Annotated in this window: 23 protein-coding genes; 15 read left to right on the top strand and 8 right to left on the bottom strand. The window is 71.6% G+C overall.

What is annotated here, in order from left to right; translation table 11 throughout:
• The coding region (locus G6039_RS26070; protein ID WP_164528142.1) for an NAD(P)/FAD-dependent oxidoreductase at positions 1 to 1,149 on the top strand (1,149 nt) is incomplete at its 5' end.
• Positions 1,150 to 1,180: 31 nt separating this feature from the next.
• On the top strand, positions 1,181 to 1,996 hold the full coding sequence (locus G6039_RS26065) for a glutamate racemase (protein ID WP_043800641.1): 816 nt from the start codon (positions 1,181 to 1,183) through the stop codon (positions 1,994 to 1,996).
• 13 nt (positions 1,997 to 2,009) lie between these two features.
• On the opposite strand, the gene G6039_RS26060 is transcribed toward G6039_RS26065, so the two are convergent.
• Both G6039_RS26060 and G6039_RS26055 read right to left on the bottom strand, forming a co-directional pair.
• Positions 2,010 to 2,621, bottom strand: a complete 612-nt coding sequence (locus tag G6039_RS26060; protein WP_029545013.1) for a TetR/AcrR family transcriptional regulator — start codon at positions 2,619 to 2,621, stop codon at positions 2,010 to 2,012.
• 139 nt (positions 2,622 to 2,760) lie between these two features.
• Positions 2,761 to 3,126 (bottom strand): SPW repeat domain-containing protein, encoded by a 366-nt coding sequence (locus tag G6039_RS26055; RefSeq protein ID WP_006939196.1) that lies wholly within the window; start codon positions 3,124 to 3,126, stop codon positions 2,761 to 2,763.
• A 229-nt stretch (positions 3,127 to 3,355) separates the two neighbouring features.
• On the opposite strand from G6039_RS26055, the gene G6039_RS26050 reads away from it, so the two are divergent.
• Positions 3,356 to 4,603: an MFS transporter gene (locus G6039_RS26050; protein WP_043800563.1), complete on the top strand. Its 1,248-nt coding sequence runs from the start codon at positions 3,356 to 3,358 to the stop codon at positions 4,601 to 4,603.
• A gap of 73 nt (positions 4,604 to 4,676) precedes the next feature.
• Here the strand turns inward: G6039_RS26050 and G6039_RS26045 are convergent, their stop codons facing one another.
• A complete protein-coding gene (locus G6039_RS26045; protein WP_006932856.1) occupies positions 4,677 to 5,732 on the bottom strand; it encodes a ferredoxin--NADP reductase in 1,056 nt (351 codons plus the stop codon).
• Positions 5,733 to 6,049: 317 nt separating this feature from the next.
• Here G6039_RS26045 and mdo point away from each other — a divergent pair, with 317 nt between their 5' ends.
• From mdo to G6039_RS26025, 4 genes are all read left to right on the top strand, one after another.
• Positions 6,050 to 7,321: an NDMA-dependent methanol dehydrogenase gene (gene mdo, locus G6039_RS26040; RefSeq protein ID WP_006932857.1), complete on the top strand. Its 1,272-nt coding sequence runs from the start codon at positions 6,050 to 6,052 to the stop codon at positions 7,319 to 7,321.
• Between the two features lie 91 nt (positions 7,322 to 7,412).
• Complete coding sequence (locus G6039_RS26035) at positions 7,413 to 8,483, top strand: MadB family AAA-type ATPase (protein WP_043800560.1); 1,071 nt, start codon at positions 7,413 to 7,415, stop codon at positions 8,481 to 8,483.
• A 4-nt stretch (positions 8,484 to 8,487) separates the two neighbouring features.
• Positions 8,488 to 10,020, top strand: coding sequence for a MadC family VWA domain-containing protein (gene madC / locus G6039_RS26030; RefSeq protein WP_029545007.1), 1,533 nt, complete (start codon positions 8,488 to 8,490; stop codon positions 10,018 to 10,020).
• A gap of 189 nt (positions 10,021 to 10,209) precedes the next feature.
• Positions 10,210 to 10,803 (top strand): carboxymuconolactone decarboxylase family protein, encoded by a 594-nt coding sequence (locus G6039_RS26025; RefSeq protein WP_006932864.1) that lies wholly within the window; start codon positions 10,210 to 10,212, stop codon positions 10,801 to 10,803.
• A 12-nt stretch (positions 10,804 to 10,815) separates the two neighbouring features.
• Here the strand turns inward: G6039_RS26025 and G6039_RS26020 are convergent, their stop codons facing one another.
• Positions 10,816 to 11,160: a hypothetical protein gene (locus G6039_RS26020; RefSeq protein WP_230304502.1), complete on the bottom strand. Its 345-nt coding sequence runs from the start codon at positions 11,158 to 11,160 to the stop codon at positions 10,816 to 10,818.
• Between the two features lie 324 nt (positions 11,161 to 11,484).
• Here G6039_RS26020 and G6039_RS26015 point away from each other — a divergent pair, with 324 nt between their 5' ends.
• The 3 genes from G6039_RS26015 to G6039_RS26005 are packed head-to-tail and all read left to right on the top strand — an operon-like array spanning position 11,485 to position 14,784.
• On the top strand, positions 11,485 to 12,660 hold the full coding sequence (locus G6039_RS26015; protein ID WP_006932868.1) for an iron-containing alcohol dehydrogenase: 1,176 nt from the start codon (positions 11,485 to 11,487) through the stop codon (positions 12,658 to 12,660).
• A gap of 19 nt (positions 12,661 to 12,679) precedes the next feature.
• Entirely contained in the window at positions 12,680 to 14,119 is a 1,440-nt protein-coding gene (locus G6039_RS26010) for a MadS family sensor histidine kinase (protein WP_006932869.1), read from the top strand.
• Positions 14,116 to 14,784 (top strand): MadR family response regulator transcription factor, encoded by a 669-nt coding sequence (locus G6039_RS26005; RefSeq protein ID WP_006932871.1) that lies wholly within the window; start codon positions 14,116 to 14,118, stop codon positions 14,782 to 14,784. Before G6039_RS26010 ends, G6039_RS26005 begins: the two co-directional genes overlap by 4 nt.
• Positions 14,785 to 15,054: 270 nt before the next feature.
• Here G6039_RS26005 and G6039_RS26000 read toward each other — a convergent pair whose 3' ends face one another.
• Complete coding sequence (locus G6039_RS26000) at positions 15,055 to 15,462, bottom strand: RidA family protein (protein ID WP_029545001.1); 408 nt, start codon at positions 15,460 to 15,462, stop codon at positions 15,055 to 15,057.
• Between the two features lie 98 nt (positions 15,463 to 15,560).
• Between G6039_RS26000 and G6039_RS25995 the strand changes: the two genes are divergently transcribed.
• Entirely contained in the window at positions 15,561 to 15,941 is a 381-nt protein-coding gene (locus G6039_RS25995; RefSeq protein ID WP_006932876.1) for a winged helix-turn-helix transcriptional regulator, read from the top strand.
• 63 nt (positions 15,942 to 16,004) lie between these two features.
• Here G6039_RS25995 and G6039_RS25990 read toward each other — a convergent pair whose 3' ends face one another.
• Complete coding sequence (locus G6039_RS25990; RefSeq protein WP_174824739.1) at positions 16,005 to 17,222, bottom strand: lipase family protein; 1,218 nt, start codon at positions 17,220 to 17,222, stop codon at positions 16,005 to 16,007.
• Between the two features lie 154 nt (positions 17,223 to 17,376).
• Between G6039_RS25990 and G6039_RS25985 the strand changes: the two genes are divergently transcribed.
• Both G6039_RS25985 and G6039_RS25980 read left to right on the top strand, forming a co-directional pair.
• On the top strand, positions 17,377 to 18,339 hold the full coding sequence (locus G6039_RS25985) for an ABC transporter ATP-binding protein (RefSeq protein WP_006932880.1): 963 nt from the start codon (positions 17,377 to 17,379) through the stop codon (positions 18,337 to 18,339).
• Positions 18,336 to 19,970, top strand: coding sequence for an ABC transporter permease (locus G6039_RS25980; protein WP_043800555.1), 1,635 nt, complete (start codon positions 18,336 to 18,338; stop codon positions 19,968 to 19,970). The genes G6039_RS25985 and G6039_RS25980 overlap by 4 nt, the downstream gene beginning before the upstream one ends.
• 89 nt (positions 19,971 to 20,059) lie before the next feature.
• Here G6039_RS25980 and mftM read toward each other — a convergent pair whose 3' ends face one another.
• Both mftM and mftR read right to left on the bottom strand, forming a co-directional pair.
• The gene (gene mftM, locus G6039_RS25975) at positions 20,060 to 20,869 is read right to left on the bottom strand and encodes a mycofactocin oligosaccharide methyltransferase MftM (RefSeq protein ID WP_006932884.1); all 810 of its coding nucleotides are present in this window, start codon (positions 20,867 to 20,869) and stop codon (positions 20,060 to 20,062) included.
• Positions 20,866 to 21,525 carry a mycofactocin system transcriptional regulator gene (gene mftR, locus G6039_RS25970; protein ID WP_029544997.1) on the bottom strand — a complete coding sequence of 220 codons (660 nt, stop codon included), beginning with the start codon at positions 21,523 to 21,525 and terminating at the stop codon, positions 20,866 to 20,868. Before mftR ends, mftM begins: the two co-directional genes overlap by 4 nt.
• Before the next feature lie 124 nt (positions 21,526 to 21,649).
• Here mftR and mftA point away from each other — a divergent pair, with 124 nt between their 5' ends.
• Together mftA and mftB are read left to right on the top strand one after the other, a co-directional pair.
• Positions 21,650 to 21,745, top strand: coding sequence for a mycofactocin precursor MftA (gene mftA / locus G6039_RS25965; protein WP_065922321.1), 96 nt, complete (start codon positions 21,650 to 21,652; stop codon positions 21,743 to 21,745).
• The gene (mftB, locus tag G6039_RS25960) at positions 21,730 to 22,065 is read left to right on the top strand and encodes a mycofactocin biosynthesis chaperone MftB (protein ID WP_043800552.1); all 336 of its coding nucleotides are present in this window, start codon (positions 21,730 to 21,732) and stop codon (positions 22,063 to 22,065) included. Before mftA ends, mftB begins: the two co-directional genes overlap by 16 nt.
• Positions 22,066 to 22,087: the final 22 nt, after the last annotated feature.

Below are 22,087 nucleotides of genomic sequence, written 5' to 3'. Positions count from 1 at the left end.
GGGCTGGCGGGGGTGCGTGCCGCCGAGGAACTGCGCCACGGTGGATTCGACGGCGAGCTCGTCCTGATCGGCGACGAGCCGCATCTGCCCTACGACCGGCCCCCGCTGTCGAAGGACGTCGTCCGTGGCGGGACCGACGACACCACCCTGCGGCCGCGGGAGTTCTTCGACGACCAGCGCATCGAGCTGCGCCTGGGTGTGCGGGTGCAGGCGCTGGACGCGGCGGCCCGCACCGTCGCGCTGTCCGACGGGCAGAGCGTCGGCTTCGACGAGTTGATCGTCGCGACCGGGTTGCGACCTAGGCGGTTGCCCGGCACGGCCGGGCTCGCCGGGGTGCACGTGCTGCGCTCCGTGGACGACAGCCGGGCCCTGCGCGCGGCGGTCGTCCCGGGCGGGCGGGCGCTGATCGTCGGCGCCGGGTTCATCGGCTGCGAGGTCGCGGCGAGCCTGCGGGCGCGGGGCATGGACGTGGTGCTGGTCGAGCCGCAGCCGACGCCGCTGGCGTCGGTGCTCGGCGAGCGGGTCGGCGCGCTGGTGGCCCGGTTGCACACCGACGAAGGTGTCGACGTGCGGGCCGGCGTGGGGGTGCGCGCCCTGCGCGGCGACGGGCGGGTCACCGGCGCGGTCCTGAGCGACGGCACCGACCTCGACGTGGACCTGGTGGTGGTGGGGATCGGCTCGGTGCCGGTCACCGACTGGCTCGACGGTTCGGGGGTGCGGGTGGACAACGGTGTGGTGTGCGACGGCGTGGGCCGCACCTCGGCCCCGCACGTGTGGGCGGTCGGGGACGTCGCGGCCTGGGAGGTCTCGGACGGTCGGTGCGCGCGTCTCGAGCACTGGACGAACGCGGGGGAGCAGGCGAAGGTGCTCGCCGGCGCGCTGCTCGGGTCCACCGTCGCCGACGCCGCGCGGGTGCCGTACTTCTGGAGCGACCAGTACGACGTGAAGATCCAGGCCCTCGGTGCGGTCCGCGCCGACGACACCGTGCACGTGGTGCGTGACGACGGCCGCAAGTTCCTCGCCTACTACGAGCGCGACGGTCGTCTCACCGGTGTGGTCGGCGCGGGACTGGCCGGGCCGGTGATGAAAATGCGAGGCAAGATCGCCGTGGGCGCGCCGATCACGGAGATCCTCGCGCCCACGTCCTAGCCGCCGGGACGGCGAGCGCTAGATTCGTGTGGTGATCGTTGCGCTCATCGACTCGGGTCTCGGCCTCCTGCCGACGTCTGCATGGCTGCGCCGATTGCGTCCCGAACTGGATCTGATGCTCTCGATGGACCCGGACGGCGCCCCGTGGGGACCGAAGCCCGGGGACTGGGTGATCGAGCGGGTCGTGAGCACCGCGGAGCGGGCCGTGACCCGGGGCGCCGAGGTGGTCGTGCTGCCGTGCAACACGGCGTCCGTGACCGCGCTCGAGCACGTGCGCGAGACGCTCGGTGACGAGATCCCGGTGATCGGAACGGTGCCGGCGATCAAGCCGGCCGCCGCGGCGTGCGAATCGGTGGCGATCTGGGCCACCGCCGCGACCACCGCCAGCCGCTACCAGGCCGAGCTGGTCGCCCGGTTCGCCGGGGACCGCGACGTGGTGGGGGTGGCCTGCCACGGGCTCGCCGATGCCATCGACCGCGGCGACACGACCGCTGCGGCCGCGGCGATCGCGGCCGCGGCGCAGCGGACCCCGCCCGACGTGGGTGGCGTCGTCCTCGGCTGTACCCACTACCCGCTGGTGGCCGACACCATCGCCGCGCACCTGCCGCCCGGTGTGCGTCTGTTCGACAGCGCCGAGGCGGTGGCGGCCCAGACCCTGCGCCGCATCGACGCCCTCGGCCGGCCGTGGGCGGGCAGCGGGCGGGTCGAGGTGTTCCTCAGCGGGAGGCCGGGCGATCTGCCCCCCGGCGCCCTCAGCTTCCCGGCGGGCCGGCAGCTCGTCGACGGCATCGGCGACCCGACCGCCGGTCTGCCCGGCGACGAGGCTCCCCGGGCCGAGACGCGCTGATCCGCCGCCCTGCTCAGCCCATCCCGGTCATGCCCGCGGCGACGAGCCGCGCGATGCCGCCGAGTTCGTCGGGGGAAGGCCCGTCGAGGCCGAACAGCCGGTCGACCGTGGCGGCGGAGAACATCGCCGACACCCACGTCGTCGCGCAGGTGCGCAGGGTGCCCGGCTGTATCGGGCCGGGCACGCTGGCCTGCAGCACCCGCATGGTGGCCTCCTGCAGGGACGTCCGCAGCCGGCGCAGCGGGGTGCGCAGGCCCGGATGCGTCTCCGCCTCACGCCAGATCACCCGGAGCAGCGAGGAGTGGTGGGTGCGCAGGTCGAGGGCGGCGTCGAGGTTGACGAGGCTGGCCGCCGGGTCGCCGGGGGAGACGAGGCCGGTGACGTCCTGGATCGGTTCGGCCGGCAGCCGCTCGGCGACGAGCGTCTCGAGGATCGACTCCTTGGTCGGGAAGTAGTAGAAGATCAGTCCCTTGGGCACGTCCGCGGCGGCGGCGATCGCGGTCGTCGAGGTGGCGTCGAAGCCGTGGGCGGCGAAGAGGGTCTCGGCGGCGTCGAGGATGTGGACACGCGCGGCGTTGTCCCGCCGCGCGCGACGGCGCGGCGGTGTCGAGCCCGGGGTGCTCATGGCGCTCACTTCCGGGTGCACCGGCAAGGGTGTGAAGGCGCCGGGTTGTGGGACGGAGGGCGGTGTGGACGGAGGGCGAGGGCCTCGGCTCCCGCCCTCCGCGTGCGGAAGGCCGCTGTCGCGGCCTTCCGCGCCGTGATCAGTGGTGCGTGGCCAGTCCGCCGTGTCCGTGCATCCGGGCACTCATCACAGGCAGTGCCGCCACCGCGACGACCACGGTGAGCACGCCCACCACCCAGGCCGTCCAGGATGCACCGCTGTACTCGGTGAAGCCCATGACCCAGGGGGAGAGGAACAGCAGCACGCCGAAGACGCCCATCGCGTAGTCGATCGCGGCCATGGTGGGCCGGACGATCTGCGCCAGTCCGGTCAGCGCGATCAGCACGCCGAGGACGATCAGGGTCCACATCGTCGTGTTGTCGTTGGCGACCCACAGCGGGGAGAGGGCGGTGAAGACGCCCAGGATCACGGCCACGTAGTCCTGTAGCCGGCTGTCGGAGAACATGTCGAGCCTCCTAGTGGGGATTGTGTCCTGACTTCGGTATAGACCTGATCGACCGGTCGGTCAATGGTGTGGGGGATTGCACTGCGGTAACGCTCCGGTGCAGTTGGGAGGGGTTTTTTGCGGATCGGTGACAGAGGGGGGAATGATCTCCGCGGTGCGTGTGTTCCACTAGATCGTTGCCTTGGCCAACGAACTGTCGGCCTTCCCGCACGAGTTCTCAGGAGGTCCGATGCCGGAGCCGACGCCGGGCCGCACCCTGCCACGCCGTTGCGGTTTCGCGGCGGTGGGCACGGCCAGCTTTCTACTCACCGCGTCGTCGTCCGCCCCCTCCCCGCTCTATCCGCTGTACCAGCAGCAGTGGGGTTTCTCCGCGGGAATGCTGACCGCCGTCTTCGCCGTCTACGCGCTTGCCCTGCTCGCCACGCTGCTGACGATCGGCTCGATCTCCGATCACGTCGGCCGCCGGCCGGTCCTGATCGGGGCGCTGCTGCTGCTCGTGGTGAGCATGGGCGTGTTCGTCCTCGCCGACGACGTGGGCTGGCTCGTGCTGGCCCGCGTGCTGCAGGGTCTCGCGGTCGGCGCGGCGACCGGCGCCGTCAGCGCCGCCGTGATCGATCTGCAACCGAACCCGCGCCTCGGATCCTTCGTCAACAGCGTGGCGCCGTCGCTCGGGCTCGCCCTCGGCGCCGCGGGGGCGGGCCTGCTCGTGCAGTTCGCGCCCCTTCCCACCGTCCTCGTCTATGCCCTCGTCGTCGTGATCGCGCTGGCGCTGGCCGTCGTGCTCGTCTTCGTCCCCGACCGGGCACCCGCGCCGGGCTTCGCGTCCCGCCGGGCCGCACTGCGCAGCCTGCTGCCGAGCGCGTCGGTGCCGGCGGACGTGCGGGGCCCGTACCTGGTGATCCTGCCCGGTCTGCTGTCGGCGTGGTCGCTCGGCGGCCTCTACATGTCCCTCGGCCCGTCGATCGTGGGCACGGTCTTCGGTATCGGCAACCGCCTCGTCGCGGGGCTGGCGATCTTCACGCTCTTCGCCTCCGGCTCGGTTGCCGCGACGGTGCTGCGCGGCTCCGACCCGCGGCGCGTCGTCGTCGCGGGGACCGCGATCCTCGCCACCGGCGTCGGCGTCGTCGTGACCGCCGTGCTCGGTGGCTGGGCCGTGGCGTACTTCGCCGGTACCGCCGTCGCGGGCTTCGGCTGGGGGGCGGCGTTCCTGGGCGCGATGAACGTCATCGGCGCCCTGGCGGCGCCGCACGAGCGCGGGCGCCTCTTCGCCACCACGTTCGTCGTCTGCTACCTCGCGTTCTCCGTGCCCGCGGTGCTCGCGGGCCTGGCGACGGGCGCGTTCGGGCTGACCGCAACGACGCTGGGCTACGGCTGTGCCGTGATCGTGCTCGCCCTCGGGGCCGGGGCGGGCGTGGCGCTGCGCGGCCCGCGGCAGCCGGTCGCACAACTCGCGGAGGTACCGGTTCTCGTCCGCTGAGGCGGGGATTGCCGGCGCGTACACGCAGGGGCCCTCCGTCCGGACGAGCCGGACGGAGGGCCCCTGCGCCGTCTCAGAAGACGATCTTGACCGTGTCCGTCACCGGGTGGGCCTGGCAGCCGAGCACGTAGCCGGCCTCGATGTCCTCGGGGTCGAGGATCTCGCAGTTGTCCATCTCGACCTTGCCCTCGAGGACGGTGCAGGCGCACGAGCCGCACTCGCCCTCCTGGCAGGAGTAGGGCACGTCGATGCCCTTGGCGAGCATGATGTCGACCAGGGTCTGGGAGCGCGGCCACGGGATCGTGTGGGTCTCGCCGTCGAGCTCGACCTCCACGGTCGCGGCGTCGGCCGCCTCCTCGTCGCTCACCTCGACGGGGGTGTGGTCGGCGAACGGGTCTCCCGCGAGGGAGTTGAACACCTCCGCGTGCACCTGGGAGCGCGGCATGCCTGCGGCCTGCAGCGCCCGGTGCACGGCGTCCATGAACGGACCGGGTCCGCACATGAACGCCTCGTGGCTCGTGTACGGGGTCACCAGGGTGGCGAGCTGGTCGGCGGACGGCAGGCCCTGCACGGACTCGAGCCAGTGCACGACGGTGAGCCGGGTGGGGTACTTCTCCGCCAGCGCCCGCAGCTCGTCCGCGAAGATGATCGACGCCTCGTCGCGGTTGGCGTAGACCAGCACGACCGTGCCCGAGCCCTGGGTCAGTGCCGACTTGAGGATCGAGATGACGGGAGTGATGCCGCTGCCGGCGCCGAACAGCAGGAAGTCGTGGTCGAGGGACTTCGGGGTGAACACTCCCGACGGCGGCAGTACCTCGAGTCGGTCGCCGGCGGAGATCCGGTCGCACAGCCAGTTGGACCCGTAACCGTCGACGGTCCGCTTGACCGTGACCTTGGGGGCGTCGTCGGTGTACGGGGAGCTGGCCAGCGAGTAACAGCGGGCCACGGAGCCGGTCTGCTCGCTCGGGATACGCAGGGTCAGGAACTGTCCGGGCTTGTACGCGAACTTGTCCTGGAACTCGGCCGGCACGTCGAAGACGATCGAGCGCGAGTCCGGCGTCTCCTCGATGACTGCGGAGACGGTCAGGATCGCGGATCGCGAGCCGTGCGGCACCTCGACTGTCGTCATGGCCAGGTCGGTCCTTCCGTGGAGCGGGCGAAGCAATCTAGAACGCGTTCTAGTTTCAGGGTATCAGCAAGACGACGCTACCGGGACGGGGTGCACCGGGGTCCGGTCGGCTCCCGATCAGCGGGAACCGCACCTGCCCGATCGGGTAGGCCCGCGCGCTCGACCGGACGGCTTCGGTCCCGCGACCGGACGGTTCGGGCTCGAACCCCTTTCCGGGAGCGTGATCGGGCCCGAGAGTGGGGAAGGGAAGAGACGCCGGTCACACCGGCCGCCCCCTTCGAACCACCACTTCCGGCCGACACACCAGGAGAAACGCGATGGCCATCGAACTCAACCAGATCTGGGACTTTCCCATCAAGGAGTTCCACCCCTTCCCCCGGGCGCTGATGGGTGTCGGCGCCCACGACATCATCGGTGTCGAGGCGAAGAACCTGGGCTTCAAGCGCACCCTGCTGATGACGACCGGCCTGCGCGGCTCGGGCATCATCGAGGAGCTCATCGGCAAGATCGAGTACCAGGGTGTCGAGGTCGTCCTGTACGACAAGGTCGAGTCCAACCCCAAGGACTACAACGTCATGGAGGCCGCCGCCCTCTACCAGCAGGAGAAGTGCGACTCCATCATCTCCGTCGGCGGCGGCTCGAGCCACGACGCCGCGAAGGGCGCCCGCGTGGTCATCGCCCACGACGGCCGCAACATCAACGAGTTCGAGGGCTTCGCCAAGTCCACCAACAAGGAGAACCCGCCGCACATCGCCGTCTCCACCACGGCCGGCACCGGCTCGGAGACCTCCTGGGCGTACGTCATCACCGACACCTCGGACATGGAGCACCCGCACAAGTGGGTCGGCTTCGACGAGGCCACGATCGTCACCCTCGCCATCGACGACCCGCTGCTGTACTACACCTGCCCGCAGCACTTCACCGCCTACTGCGGCTTCGACGTCCTCGCCCACGGCTCCGAGCCGTTCGTCTCGCGGCTGGACTTCGCGCCGTCGCTCGGCAACGCCCTGTACTCGATCGAACTCGTCGCCAAGCACCTGCGCGAGGCCACCTTCGAGCCGCGCAACCTCAAGGCGCGCGAGGGCATGATGAACGCCCAGTACATCGCCGCGCAGGCCTTCAACTCGGGCGGCCTGGGCATCGTGCACTCCATCTCGCACGCCGTGTCCGCCTTCTTCGACAGCCACCACGGCCTCAACAACGCCATCGCCCTGCCGCGCGTGTGGGAGTACAACCTGCCCTCGCGCTACGAGCACTACGCCCGCATCGCCACCGCGATGGGCGTCGACACCCGCAACATGACCACCGTCCAGGCCGCGGACGCCGCGGTCGAGGCCGCCATCCGGCTCGCCAAGGACGTCGGGATCCCCGACAACTTCGGTCAGGTGCGCGTCGACTCGTACGAGAAGAACCGCATGAACACCGGCAAGTACGCCGGCCGCGGTGACGTCATCAAGGGCGACGAGAAGACCGTGCGGGCCATCTCCGAGCACATCCAGGGCGACTGGTGCACCCCGGGCAACCCGCGTGAGGTGACGGTCGAGTCGATGATCCCGGTCGTCGACCACTGCATCAACCGGTCCTACTGACCCACCTGCTCGACCGATCCCGTGCCCGGGGCGGGGCGACCCGCCCCGGGCACACCCACCTCCCTCGAGTGCCGACGACACAGGAGCACCGATGACCAGCTTCGCCAGCGGACCGGAACTCGCCGACGCGCTGCGCCGCCACGACTACATCGCCGACGACGAGTTCGCGGTCGTCGTCCACCTCGCCACCGCGCTCCAGCGGCCCCTGCTGCTCGAGGGCCCGGCCGGCGTCGGCAAGACCGAGCTGGCCAAGGCGCTCGCCGCCGCCGGCGGGCGCAGGCTGGTGCGGTTGCAGTGCTACGAGGGCCTCGACGACAGCCGCGCGCTGTACGAGTGGGACTACGCCAAGCAGCTGCTGCACGTGCAGATGCTGCGCGACCGCATCGGCGAGCAGCTCGCCGCGTACCCCGACGTCGCCGAGGCGTCCCGGTTCCTCGCCGCGCAGGACTTCGGCCTGTACTCCGAGAAGTTCCTCGCCGTGCGCCCCCTGCTCGAGGCGATCCTCTCCCCGGAACCGGTGGTGCTCCTCGTCGACGAGGTGGACCGCACCGAGGAGTCCATGGAGGCGCTGTTGCTCGAGGTCCTCGCCGAGGGGCAGGTCACCATTCCCGAGGTGGGCACCTTCACAGCCCGGTCCTCGCCGTGGGTGATCCTGACCTCCAACGACACCCGCGAACTCTCGCCCGCCCTCAAGCGCCGCTGCCTGCACTACCACGTCGGTTATCCCACCCCCGAACGTGAGCGCGAGATCGTCACCGCCCGGGCCCCCGAGGTCGACACGGTGACTGCCGCCGAGGTGGTGGACCTGGCCCGCACCCTCCGGGACCTGCCGTTGCGCAAGAGCCCGTCCATCTCGGAGGTGATCGACGCCGCGCGCGCCGCGACCGTCCTGCGGCGAGGCGGCGGCGACCACACCTCCCTCCGGCAGATCCGCGACATCCTGCTCGCGACGCTCCTCAAGTACACCGGCGACGCCGACCTGGTCCGCGCACGTCTCGACGGGAGTCCGGCCGAGGCCGTCCCGGCCCCGGCCGAACCGGCGGGGGAGCGGCCCGAGCGGGCCACCGTCGCGTCCCGGCCGGCCAACACGACCACCGCGGTGTTCCGGGGGCGCGGCGGTGGCGGCGGCCGCGGCGGCGTCGGCATCGGCGCGCGGCGGTGACGCGATGCCCGTGACGCCGCTGGCGACGATGCGCACCTCGTATCCCCTCGACGTGGTCGCCGCCGTGTTCGGGCGCCTGCTGCGCCGGCACGGGGTGTCGGCCTCGCCCGCCGAGACCATCGAGGTGCGCCGCGTGCTCGGCCTGGTCGGGGCCCGCGACCGCGACGTCCTGCGGGCCTGTCTGCGTGCGGTGTGCGCGAAGTACCCGCACGAGCAGCCCGGCTTCGACCGGGCCTTCGACGCGCTGTTCGCGGCGACGGATGCGGCCGGGGCCGCGGGCGAGAAGTCCACGCCCCGGGCGCAGTTCGCCGAGGCCCTGCCCACCGCGCTCGAACTCGACGACGATCCGGAGATCGCCCGCTACGCCGAATACAACGATCGTGCCGCGGAGGTCGGCGACCACTTCGACACCCCCGAGGCGGACAAGGGTTTCAATCCGCACAAGGACGACGACGATGTCTCCATGACGTCGTCGGACGCCGCCCTGTCCGTGGACACCGGAGCCGACTCGGGGCGGCGCGGGGTCACCTACACCGTCGACGTGGATCGGGCCGGCGCCGCCGCCGTCGGCGAGCTGGCCGCGAATCCCGGGGCCGCCGTGGTCGGCTCGCTGTCCTGGGACGATCCGGAATCCATCCTCGCGTGGCTCGACGCATACGATCCGCGTCGTGCCTACGGCGACGACGAGGCCGACGAACCGCTCACCGCGGCGCAGCTGAACCGGCTCGTCGAGGCCGTCGAGGCGTTCGTCGCGGCACTGTCCCAGGCCGGACTCGGCGGCCCGCTGCCGGACGGCGAACCCGACGCCCCCGACACCGCCGGTGACGTCGCGTCCCGAGCCGAGATCGAGCTGGCGTGCCACGAGGTGCTGCGGCGGATGCGCGGACCGGCCCGGCCGGTGCCGCGCGAGTTCAGCCGCGGCCGCCTCGACATGCGCCGCACGGCCCGCGCCGGGATGCGCACCGACGGCGTACCGTTCCACCTGATCGTCCGCGCCCCGCGTCCGGACCGGGTCCGGCTGCTGATCCTGGCCGACGTGTCCCTGTCGGTGCGCCCGATCACCGCGTTCACGCTGCGCCTGGCCCAGGCCATGCACGGCCGGGCCCACCGCTGCCGGGTTTTGGCCTTCGTCGACCGGCCCGTCGACGTGACGCGGGAGCTGCTGGCGAGCACCGGTGACGGCGCCCTCGCCGCGGTCCTGGCGCACCCCGGCCTCGACCTCGAGGCGAGCAGCGACTACGGCCGGGTCCTCGACGAGCTGCTCACCGAGCACGCCGGGATCGTCGACTCGCGCACCAGCGTGCTCGTCGTCGGCGACGGCCGCTGCAACGGCCTGCCCTCCCGCGCCGACCGTCTCGCGGACCTGCGCCGTCGCGTGCACCGGCTCGCCTGGGTCACCCCGGAACCGCAGCGCTACTGGGCCCAGGCAACGTGCGCGATGCCCGAGTACGCGCCGGAATGCGATCGCGTCGTCGTCGCCCGGGACGCCGCCCAGTTGCTCTCCCGCGCGGCGGAGCTCGGGCACGCACTGCGTTGAGTGCGCGCCCCGTGCCGGCCGCCTCCGGCCCCGCTCCGGCGGGGGAACGGCCGATGGTTACCATGGACCGGTAAATACCCCCCGGGGTGTGTGTGCGCCGTCCGCCCACGCCACCGCCGGCGGACCGGCCGGCTTACGGGAGAGTGCTCCGGCACATCGGAATCCCGGGCACAGTTGAGGAAGACGACGATGCAGTTCGCGAAGAAGCACTATTCGATCCGTGAGGCCTACTGGATCTTCTACCGGGGCGTTCGATCGATGAAGCACCTGATCGGTGCCAGGAAGCGCGCCGAGCTGAGCCCCGAGTTCGTCGAACGGATCATGCTGGCGGTGACCGAGGTGAACGGCTGCGGCGCCTGCTCCTACGCCCACACGAAGATGGCCCTCGAGGCCGGAATGAGCAGCGCCGAGATCCGGAACATCCTGTCGGGGGTCCTCGACGACGTTCCCGACTCCGAGGTCGCCGCGGTCCTGTTCGCCCAGCACTATGCCGACACCCGGGGCAACCCCACGCCCGAGTCGTGGCACCGTCTCGTGGATGTCTACGGGAAGTCCGCCGCCGAGGGGATACTCGGGGCGGTGCGGGCGATCATGGTCGGCAACGCCCACGGAATCGCATGGACCGCGCTCCGCGGCCGGTTGAAGGGCAATCCGGATCCGCGCAGCAGCGTGGCGTACGAGGTCGTCATGTTGCTGATCGTCCTTGCGTTCCTGCCGATGTCCGTCGTGCACGCCTCGATCTCCGGCGTGCGCCGCGCGCCGATCGTGGAGTTCGCCAGGTAGGCCGGCGGGGGATCAGTGGTCGCGCTTCGTGAGCCGGACCCGGTCGGGGCGGAAGTGCTCGAGGGCCTCGTCGTAGTTCGCCCGTGCGAGCCGCTCCGACGTCCACCCCTGCGAGATCCACCGGTCCACGCCGAGCGGGTACCGGATCTCGACCCGGTGGGTGCCGCGGATCGCCAGGCGACCCTCCGCGTCCTCCCGCGCCCTGACATACGCGGCGAACTCACTGCCCAGCACCAGGGTGCGGTTGGGGCGTTCGATGACCGGATCCCCGACCCGCCGATCGGAGTGGAGCGCCCGGTACGCCGAGTCGAGCGCCGCGGTCTCGGTGTCGTGGACGTGCCATGTGACGCCGTCCACCTCGTGCCACCACACGATCCATCGGCCGTCGATGATGCTCTCCCAGGGTTGTTTCCGTCGGTGCGCAGCCCGTTTCCTGCGTATCCGGTCCACCCCTGCGACGTGCATCCTATATGTCCCGTTCCGGCGTGGTACGCGGTGGTGGCATTCACTTCGTATTCACCCCGCGGCCGGCGCCCGGAGGCTCCCGGGCACTCGGGCGTACCTACCCGATCGGGCAGGTACCGCACCTGCCGTTCGGCCCGGTGCCGCCCCGTCGTGGAGGGGCTAGGCTCGAAGCCACGTAAGCTGGATCACAGCAATCGGGATCGTCAGGAGTGCGTAGTGGCCGTCGCATCGGAGCACACCGCGACGACGCTGGCCAAGTTCCACGCCCCGGAGATCGTGTTCGGGATCGGTTCACTGGTCGAGGCGGCGCACGCGGCGGTGCGGCTCGGCGCGGTCCGGCCCCTGCTGGTCACCGACCCGGGCCTGATCGAGGCCGGCTGGGCCGACGAGCTTCGCGGCCACCTCGTCGAGCAGGGCCTCACCCCGATCGTGTGGGGTGACCTCACCCCCAATCCCAAGGACCACGAGGTCACGGCCGGGCACGAGACGTACCGGGCCCACGGTTGCGACGTGCTCGTCGCGCTCGGCGGCGGCTCGGTGATCGACGCCGCCAAGGGCATCGCGGTGCTCGCCGCCAACGGCGGCAGCATCCTCGACTACGAGGGCGTGGACCGGGCGGCGGCCCCGATCCCGCCGATGGTGGTGGTGCCGTCGACCTCGGGCACGGGCGCCGATGTCTCCCAGTTCTGCGTCGTCACCGACACCGTCCGCGGCACCAAGATCACCATCATCGGTCGTTCGCTGGTCCCGGACCTGACCGTGATCGACCCGCGGCTGCTCACGACCATGCCGGACGACCTGAACGCCGCCACCGGGCTGGACGCCCTGACCCACGGCGTGGAGGCCTTCGTCTCCCGCGCCCACAACCCGCTCACCGACCACCACGCCCTGCGTGCCGTCGGGCTCGTCACCGACACGCTGGTACGCACGATCGAGGACCCGCAGGAGATGGCGGCCCGGTCGATCATGGCGCAGGCCAGCCTCGAGGCCGGCCTGGCCTTCACCAACGCGATCCTCGGCGCCGCGCACGCGATGAGCCACCAGGTCGGGGGCCTGCTCGACCTGCCGCACGGCGTCATCAACGGGGTGCTGCTCCCGCACGTCATCCGGTTCAACGCCGCGTCCGATCCCGAGCCGTTCGTCGCGATCGCCGCCGCTCTCGGACTCGAGGAGCACCGCGGCCCGGCCGTCGAAGCGGCACTCGCCGTCGCGGACCGGGTCGAACGGCTCGCCCGGGAGGTCGGGGTGCCGCGGGGGCTGCGGGAACTCGGGGTGCAGGCGACCGACCTCGAACGCCTGGCCGCCGGCGCGCTGCGCGACGCGTGCATGTCCACCAACCCGCGCGAGGCCACCCACGAGCAGATGGTGGCGCTGTTCCGGGCGGCGCTGTGACCAGGGCGGGCGGTGCCCGGTGACCGCGCCCGACCTGTCCCGGCTGACCGGCCTGCGCTCCGGCAAGCCCACGTTCTATCCCCAGTACCGCGGGGCTGCCGAACGCCTCGAGCGGGTCGTGCATGCGCTCGAGCTGATCTCGCGTGCCCTGGTGCGCACCGTCGAGGGCCCCGAGACCCTGATCTGCGCCGTGGCGGAGGCGGCACGCGCCCACCTGAGCGCCCGATGGGTGGTCTTCGCCCTCACCGACGGCACCCTGCCCGACGCGGGGCCGCGCCGCCTGGTCCTCGGCCCCGACGCCACCCCGTTCCTCGTCGACAACGTCGAAGGTCCGCCCCTGCCGGACGACGTCGTGCGCTGCCTCGAGGACATCCGGTCGGGGTCGATCGGCCGGGACGCGGCCGTCGACACCCATCACGCGTTCGTGCCCATCGTCCTCGGCGGCGGAGTGGCCGGCGCGATCGCCGCGTGGACCCCGGAGCACCGCACGCTCGACGGCACCGATCACGCCGTGCTGTCGATCCTCGCCAGCCAGACCGCGGTGGCGCTGCAGAATTCCGCGCTCTATCAGCGTGGCCAGTTGTTGCTCGAGCGCGCGGAGCAGGCCTACCAGGAGGCGAACCGGGCGGCGGCGGACCTGCAGGCCCGTAACGCCGAACTCGAGGCCACGCTCCGACAGTTGGAGCTGACCCAACGGCAGCTGGGCGCCGCCCACCGGCACCAGGCGCTCGACGAGGAACGCCACCGCATCGCGCGGGAGCTGCACGACAGCGTCACCCAGGCCGTGCTGTCCGCCGGCATGCAGATCGAGGTGTGCCGCAGCGACATTCCCGACACCGAGCGCGGCGAGCGCCTCGACCTGGCGAAGGAGCTCACGCGCCGCGCGGTCGAGCAGCTGCGGTCGGCGATCTACGCGCTCAACCATCCGTCCGACTCGGATCGCACGTCGCTGCCCGAGATGCTCGAGCAGCTCTGCGTCGCGCACACGCCGGGCGAACTCGACATCACGGTCCGGGTGGGCGGCACGCCGGTCGAACTGCCGGGCGAGGCCGAACACTCGCTGCTGCGCATTGCGGGGGAGGCGCTGTTCAACGCCGCGGTGCACGCCAACGCCCGGCGCGTGGTGCTGCGGCTGACCTACCGGCCCGACTCGGTGCTGTTGGCGGTCGCCGACGACGGCAACGGGGACCCGGCCCGGATGCGGCTGATGCTGCGCCTGGCCGCGGACAACGACTGGGACGGCCGGCATCGCGGTCTGGCCAACATGCAGGCCCGCGCGCACGAGCTCGGCGGCACTCTCGAGGTGCGCCGCGCCCGCCTCGGCGGGGTACGGGTGGCGGTGCGCATCCCGGTGCCCGAACCGGCCGTCGATGCGGAGCGGGGCGCCGACGAGGCGACCGGAAACAACGGGAACAGTGCGGCGTCGGCACACGCGGCGCGGACAGGAGCACAGCGATGAACGTGGCAACCCCTCCCGGGACGGTGAACCGCACGGTCCGCATCGTTCTCGTCGACGACCACGCGATCCTGCGCCAGGGGCTGCGCTCGATTCTCGAACGGGAGCCGGACCTGGCGGTGGTGGGCGAGGCGTCGCACGAGGCCGAGGCGGTCGCGCTGGTGGACCGGGTCCGGCCCGACATCGTGCTGATGGACCTGAAGCTCTCGGCCGGCTCCGACTACGAGGGGCTGGCGTTGTGCGGGCAGCTGTCGGCGGCCCGCCCCGGCCTCGGGTTGCTGGTGCTCACCACGTTCCTCGATGAGCAGCTGGTCGTGCGGGCCGTGCACGCCGGGGCGCGCGGCTACGTCGTCAAGGATGTCGACACCACCGAACTCGTGCGCGCCATCCGCGCGGTGTCGCGCGGCGAGAGCGCCTTCGACTCGCGCAGTGCCGCGGCGGTGGTGCGGTCCCTCAACGGGCAGACCACGCCGCAGGAACAGCTCACCGATCGCGAGCTCGAGGTGCTGCGTCTGCTGGCCGCGGGCCTGTCGAACTCGAAGATCGGTGAGCGCCTTTTCATTTCGGGCACCACCGTGAAGTTCCACGTGAGCAACATCATGCGCAAGCTCGGGGTGAGCCGTCGCGCCGAGGCCGTGTACGCCGCCAGCAAGCGCGGGCTCATCTGACCGGTCCCTTCCGGGCGTGCCGGCGCACGGGCAGCGCGGGCGGGCGTGGACGCAGCGTGCGGTGCCCGGCCGGACGAGTCCGCGGCCTGCACCGGTGATCGGTGCAGGCCGCGGGTCGGGGCGAGTGGTCAGCTGCTGCCGAAGATCGGCGGGGTGCTGGGAACGGTGACGACGGGCGAGGCCTCCTGGACGATGTAGGCAGTGACGGGCAGGGGTGCCAGGTGTGGCAACCCCGCCGGGAGCACGCGGCGTGGGGTGCGGTGACTCGGTTCAGTCGAGGACTGCGGTGGCTTCGACCTCGACGAGGTGCTCGGGAGAGGACAGTGCTGCGACACCGATCAGCGTGCCCGGCGCTACGGGGGTGACGCCCAGCTTCGCGGCTGCCCGGGCGACGCCGTCGACGAACCCACTCATCTTGTCCGGAGTCCAGTCGACGACGTAGACGGTCAGCTTCGTCACGTCGGCGAAGGTGGCACCGACCGCGGCCAGGGCGGCTCCGACGTTGAGGTAGCTCTGCTCGACCTGGGTGGCGAGGTCGCCTGCGCCGATCGTGTTGCCGTCGGCGTCCCAGGCGACCTGCCCGGCGACGAAGACCAGCTTCGAGCCGGTGGCGACGGATACCTGGCGGTAGGCGTCGATCTTCGGCAGTTCGTTCGGGTTCACCAGGGTGATGGACATGCTGCCCACTTTCTCTCGGTCACTTGTGGTTACTCGGTAACCGTAGGAGAGTGTTGCCTGACGTGGAAGAACGCACTTTTCAGTAACTGGGGAACTCGATGGTGACCAAGCAGCTCAGCGGCCTGCCAGAAGATGCGGACCTGACGCGAGCAGACTCGCTGGCGCGGGAGATCTTCTCCGACGTCGCCAACAAGTGGGCGCTGTTGATCATCGAAACGATCGGTGACGGCACCCTGCGCTTCAGCGAGTTGCGCAAGGGCATCGACGGCATCAGCCACAAGATGCTCACCCAGAACCTGCGCATGATGGAGCGCAACGGCCTGGTCGAGCGGACGGTGTATCCCACGGTGCCGCCGCGGGTCGAGTACTGCCTCACCGAGCCGGGTCGGGCGCTCCGTGCGACGGTCGACGGCATGTGCGACTGGACGCAGCGATACCTCCGCGACATCGAAGAATCCCGCCGGCGCTTCGACGCCTGACCCGCCCGCGGGGGTGGCCCCGACCGTTGCGTCGGGCGGGGGGTGGGAAGCCCGGTGCGTAGTTCAGCAGGTCCCGGTGACGGCCACCCCGTCGAACCGCTCGCCGAGGAACTCGAACGCGTCCGGCAGGCCGAGCACCGCCGCCGACATGTGGTCGGGGCTCGGTGTCTCGACACGGCGTACCGGCGCACCCGCGGCGCAGTAGCGGTCGAGCGTGGCGTCGATGGCGCCCACCGGGATGAGTGCGTCGGTGGGGCTGTGCCATTCGAACACCGGCACGGTCGGCACGCCCGGATACAGCTCGAGGCTGTTCTCCTCCGCGACGGCGACCGCGTCGGCGTCGTCGGCCAGGCGGGCGTTGGTGCTCACCTGCCGCAGGCTGCCCCCGGCGCCGCGCGCGAGGATGTCGTTGGTGCAGGCATTGGCCAGCGCGTCACGCATCTCCACGCCCGCCGGGGTCAGGTCGGCGCTGATCCGCATCCGTTCGGGATACTCGCGTTCCAGACCCAGCGCGGCGGCGAACGCGAGACCGAAGGCGGGGTGCGGGTTCTCGCCGAGAGCCTCGGCCATCTTGCGGATGTTCATCGGCACGCCGCCCATCGCCGCACCCACCAGGTTCAGCTCGGGGGCGTAGGTCGGGGCCAGCGCCGCGGCCCACCCGGTGGCCATCCCACCGCCGGAGTAGCCGGCCAGCGCGACAGGGCTGTGGGCGAGCTGGAGTTCGGGGACCCGCTGCACGGCGCGGATGCCGTCGAGGGTGATCTGCCCGCCGAGGCGCGCCGCGCCGTAGGCGCTGTTCGGCCCGAGATGGTCCGGGATCGCGACCGTCCAGCCCCGCCGGAGAACGAGGTTGAGGGCGGGGGCTTCCCGGACGGCGAGGTTCGGGTCGCTCGCCCACAGCGTCTGCGACGGTGCGCAGTGTGTGCCGAGGGCGTTGATGACGTGCTGGAACGACAGCAGCGGGCCGTCCGGGGCCTTGCCGACGGGGGCGAGGACCGTCGTCACCGCGGGGATCGGGTGACCGGCCGAATCCGCCGACCGGAAACGCACCTGCCACGCCTCGACGTCGACGATGCCCGGCGGCGCGGGCACGCGCCGCACCTCGAGCGCATCGCCGGCGGGGGCGACGGCGATGTCGGCGGCCGCGCGGTAGAACGGGTCGGCCGGTGGCGCCGGGTAGACGGGTGTGGCCACGGCGGTTCCGGCACCGGCGACCGCGGCGCACGCCGCCACCGCGCCCGCCACCGCATTGCGGATTCCCCGACCGAGCCGTCCGGCCACGTCCCCCACCTCTCCAGCGCACCGACCGGTGCCGTTCCTCGAAACCAGTGATCCCGGCGAAGCCTAGGCGACCGATTTGCGAAGGTTCACCCGACCCCGCCCTCTCCGCGATTCGTCGCCACACGGACGCCGGTAGGGGCGTAGCCTCGGCAGCATGTCGGCGGCGATCTCCGTGGAACAGCTCGTCAAGTCGTTCGGAACCACCCGCGCTCTCGACGGCCTCGACCTCGAGGTCCGCCGGGGCGAGGTACACGGGTTCCTCGGCCCGAACGGCTCCGGGAAATCCACCACCATCCGCGTCCTGCTCGGGCTGCTGCGCGCGGATTCCGGCCGGGCCGAACTGCTCGGCGGCGACCCGTGGCGCAACGCGGTGGACCTGCACCGGCGGCTCGCCTACGTGCCCGGCGAAGTCAATCTGTGGCCCAACCTCACCGGTGGCGAGGCGATCGATCTGCTCGCCGGCCTGCGCGGCGGCATCGACGAACGCCGCCGTGCCGAACTGCTCGAACGCTTCGAGCTCGACCCCACCAAGAAGGCCCGCACGTACTCGAAGGGCAACCGGCAGAAGGTCGCGATCGTCGCCGCGCTCGCCTCGGACGTGGAGCTGTTCCTGTTCGACGAGCCCACCTCGGGCCTGGACCCGCTCAAGGACGAGGTCTTCCGGGACTGCGTCCGCGAGGCCGTCGCCGACGGGTGTTCGGTGCTGCTGTCGAGCCACGTCCTCGCGGAGGTCGAGGCGCTGTGCGACCGGGTCACCATCATCCGGCAGGGCCGCACGGTCGAATCCGGCACGCTGACCGAACTGCGGCACCTGACCCGCACCTCGGTGGTGGCCGACACCGTGCGCCCGGTGGCCGGGCTGGACACGATGCCCGGGGTGCACGACCTGCAGGTGGACGGATTGCGGGTGCGGTGCGAGGTGGACACGGCGTACATGGACCCGGTGCTGCGCGAGCTGCTCGGCTTCGGCATCACGTCGCTCACCAGTACCCCGCCCACCCTGGAGGAGCTGTTCCTGCGGCACTACGGCGACGAACTGCCGGGCGAGCACATCCATCTGCCCGGCGAGCGGCTCGCGCACGGCCGGCCGGCCGCCGGCGAGGGAGCCGGCGCATGAGTGCCGCCTTCGTCGGCACCGGCCGGCTGGTACGCCTGGCGGTGCGCCGCGACCGCGTGCAGCTGCCGGTGTGGCTGGCCGCGATCACGATCGTCTACGCGATCTCGGTGTCGAGCCTGAAGGGGCTCTATCCGGCGCAGGAAGACCTGCACCTCATCGCCGTCAGCTCCGCCGTGTCCCCGGTGGTGCTGGCCACCAACGGCCTGGTCTCCGGCGACAGCCTCGGAGCGGTCGTCGCGGCCCAGACGCTGCTGTTCCTTGCGCTGGCGGCGGGCCTGATGAGCACCATGGCCGTGGTGCGGCACACCCGGCAGAACGAGGAGACCGGCCGCGCCGAACTGGTCGGGGCCAATGTGGTCGGTCGGCGGGCCCTGCTCACCGCCGCCCTGATCGTTGTCGCCGCGGCGAATGTCGCGCTCGCGTTGCTGCTCACGGTCGTCTCTCTCGGTTTCGGACTGCCGCTGTCCGGATCGCTGGCGCTCGGAGCGGCCACCGGGGCGGCCGGTGTCGCGTTCGCGGCCGTCGCGGCCGTGACCGCGCAGGTCGCCGAGGGCGCCCGGGCCGCGAACGGGCTGGCCGGCGCGGCGCTGGGGGTCGCGTTCCTGCTCCGCGCCGTCGGCGACAGCGCGGGCACCGTCGACCCGGGCGGGGTCAGCGTCACGAGCATGTGGCTGTCGTGGCTGTCGCCGATCGGGTGGGCGCAGCAGATCCGGCCGTACGACGTGGACGCGTGGTGGATCCTGCTGCTGTTCGCCGCATTCACCGCCGCGACGACGTGGACCGCGTACGTGCTGACCGGCAGGCGGGATCACGGAGCCGGGTTGGTGCAGCCGCGGCCGGGGCCGGACCGGGCGGCGACGTGGCTGCCCACCGCCGCGGGCTTCGCGTGGCGGGTGCAGCGCACGACGCTGATGTGGTGGGCGCTTGGCATTGCGGTCCTCGCCGCCACCTACGGCAGTGTCGCGAACGAGATGGACAACTTCCTCGACGAGGAGGGTGCCGTCGCCGACATGATGAAGCAGCTCGGCGGCGGAGCCGACGCGATCACCGACGCGTACTTCGCGATGATCTTCCTGATGATGGCGTTGTTCGCCAGCGGATACGCGGTGCAGGCGGTGCTGCGGATGCACGGGGAGGAGACGTCCGGCCGGGTCGAGCCGGTGCTGTCGACGGCCCTCGGGCGGGTGCCGTGGATGCTCGCGCACATCGCCGTGGTGACGGTGGGAGTGATTGTGCTGCAGGTCGTCACGGGCGTCGCGTTGGCCGTCTCCTACGGAATGACGATCGGCGACATCACCGGTCCGCTCGGCAATCTGCTGCCCGTCGCGCTGGCGTTCGTGCCGGCCGTGCTCCTGGTCGGCGCGATGGCGGTGCTGTGCGTCGGGGTGGCGCCGCGCCGGGCGTCGAGCGTCGCATGGGGCGTCTTCGCCGTGTGGTTGATCATCGGGCAGCTCGGCGCCCTGCTGGACCTGCCCCAGGCGGTGCTGGACCTGTCGCCGTTCGTCCACGTCCCGGCCCTGCCGGCCGCGGACATGCGCCCGCTGCCGCTGCTGGTGCTGCTGCTCGTCGCCGTGGCGACCGCGACGGCGGGTGTGAGCGCGATGCGCCGCCGCGACCTCGTCGTCCAGTGACCGCCCGCGGCGGCGACCGAATGTCACATCGCGGCGATCCGACTGCCGCGATGTGACATTCGGTCACTGCGGAGGAGGCCGACTCGGGATCAGCGCGCGTCGAGCACCAGCCAGCCGCCGTGGTGCTCGAACGCCTCGAACGCGAGACCCGTGGATTCGCCGAGTGTGCGCAGGGCGGGCAGGTCGAAGGTGCGCACGTGGCCGTGGCAGGCGGTGGCCTCGTCCTCGAACGGCACCGCGATCACCACGCGCTCCCGGGCGATGCGCAGCGCCTCCGCGACGACGGCCGCACCGGTCGCGGCGTCGACGTGTTCGAGCAGATGGATTGCGGTGACGGTGTCGGCGCTGTCGTCGGGAACGGGCACGTGGGCCGCGTCGCACACGACGGTGTCCACCTCGAGGCCCAGCCGCGGCGCGACGGCCTCGAGCAGGGTCATGGTGCCGGGCAGGATGTCGGTGGCGGTGACGGCGATCCCGGCGCGCGCCAGGCGCAGGGGGAGGAATCCGAAGCAGGAGCCGAGATCCAGCACGCGGCCGCGGACGAGTTCGGCGGCCTTGTCGTGGATCGGGGCGAACCCGGCGGTGCCGTCCAGCAGTTCGGTGAGCGAGTTGCGGTAGTAGGTGACCCACGCGTCGAGGGCGTCGGGCAGGGTGGAGCGCACCAGCCCGACCATCGTCAACTCGAACTCCTCCTGTCCGAGGTCGCTGTCGGCGATCGACGCGGTGACCCCGGCGACAAGACGTTCACTCAGGTCGTCGGGCCCGAGCGAGTGGGTCACGTGCAGCCGGTCGCCCTCGCGGCGCAGGGCGATCGGGCCCGAGCTCACCTTCTCGACGGTGACGTGGGCGTGGGACCACCGGCCGGGCGGGCAGGGGGCGAGTGAGTCGAGCACAGTCATTGCAGCGCAGCCTTTTTCGAGGAGGGGGAGGCGTCGGGACCGTCGAGGGACGGGACGGCCGCGTCGAGGCCACTGTAGAGGGCGCGCATGCCGGCGGACAAGAGTTCCGGCAGCGCGAGCGAGTCGTCGGCGAGCCACTGCTCGTACGCCGCCATCGCCACGCCGAGCACGAGATAGCCGACGGTGCGCGGGAAGTGGTCGTCGGCGGCGGCGCCGACGCGACGCGCGACGTACTCGGCGATCACCCGGCGCCAGCCCTCGTACATCACCACCGAGTACGCCTGCAGCGCCGGTACCCGCAGGATCAGGTCCATGCGGTCGCGGTGCAGCGCCGCCTCGGACTCGGGGAAGGTGTTGAAGTCGAGCAGCGCCGAGGTCAGCGCCTCGGCGAGGGGGACGTGGCCCGGCAGCGCGTCGAGGTGGGCGCGCATCTGTTCGAGGTGGCCGTCGAAGTCGCCCCACGGCACCGCGTTCTTGGACGGGAAGTACCGGAAGAAGGTGCGGCGGGCGATTCCGGCGGCTTCGGCGATCTGGTCGACGCTGGTCTCGTCGAATCCCCGGGCGCGGAACAGTTCGATCCCGATCGCGCTCAGCCCCTCTCTCGTGGTGGAGGGGCGGCGACCTATCCGAGCGGACGGTTTCCGGCGGCTACGCATGGTGTGAGCCTTCCATGGGTGACATTGTGCACTCGATGCCATTACAGTGGTGAACCGAGTCACAGCGCAACGGGTCTGTGACGCCGGGCTCCGCTCGTGGAGTCCCCATCCGAGGAGGTAGTTGATGTCCGATCGTGACAACACCGTCGTCGAGTCCGACCTGGTCGAGGAGTCCCTCGTGGAAGAGGTGTCCATCGACGGCATGTGCGGCGTGTACTGATCGTGTCCGCCGACGCCGCCACCACAGTGTTCGACTCGCAGAAGGTCGACTCGGCAGGGTTCGATCCGGATACGACGTGGAGGCTGCACCCGCAGGTAGCGCTTCGCCCCGAGCCGTTCGGGGCGTTGCTCTACCACTTCGGGACCCGCAAGCTCTCGTTCCTGAAGAACACCACGATCGTCGAGATCGTCGAATCCCTGCACCAGCATCCGTCCGTGCGGACCGCGCTCGCCGCGCACGGAATCGACGAGTCGGCTGCACGTCCGTACCTGCGGGCGCTGGCCACCCTGGCCGACTCCCACATGATCGTGCCGGCCTAGACCCCGCCGGTCCCCCTCCCGC

The sequence above is a fragment of the Rhodococcus aetherivorans genome, assembly GCF_011058165.1.
GTDB lineage: Bacteria > Actinomycetota > Actinomycetes > Mycobacteriales > Mycobacteriaceae > Rhodococcus > Rhodococcus aetherivorans.
The sequence above is the reverse complement of the archived record's forward strand: the minus strand, read 5'-3'. Positions and strand labels throughout refer to the sequence as shown.